General features: G+C 57.8%; 1 protein-coding gene. It reads left to right on the top strand.

Annotated elements, in window-relative coordinates; genetic code table 11:
• Nucleotides 1-157 precede the first annotated feature (157 nt).
• The coding region (locus tag HKX41_12300) for a LysR family transcriptional regulator (GenBank protein ID NNC24917.1) at nt 158-256 on the top strand (99 nt) is incomplete at its 3' end.

The raw sequence follows: 256 nt of genomic DNA, 5'->3' as shown, positions 1-256 counted from the left end.
CTTCAACTTATTGACGATAATGGTTTCGGTGTCGGAAACCTCAGGTAGTTTCGAGGTTGCAGCGGCGCCTTGGACGTCACTATGGACTTCCGATTCCATCCGGATAAGCCGGTAATGCTTAGAATTAATTTCAAGCAGAACTTGAAGGCCGGCACCCGTGGAATCCCTCGCCAATCTCGAATCCTTCGTCCGCAGCGCCGAGCTCGGCGGCTTTTCCGCGGCAGCGCGCCAGCTCGGGCTGAGCCCCGCCGCGGTC

It is taken from the genome of Salifodinibacter halophilus (assembly GCA_012999515.1).
In the GTDB taxonomy this organism is placed as follows: Bacteria; Pseudomonadota; Gammaproteobacteria; order Nevskiales; family Salinisphaeraceae; genus Salifodinibacter; species Salifodinibacter halophilus.
This window is presented reverse-complemented; position numbering and strand designations above follow the sequence as displayed.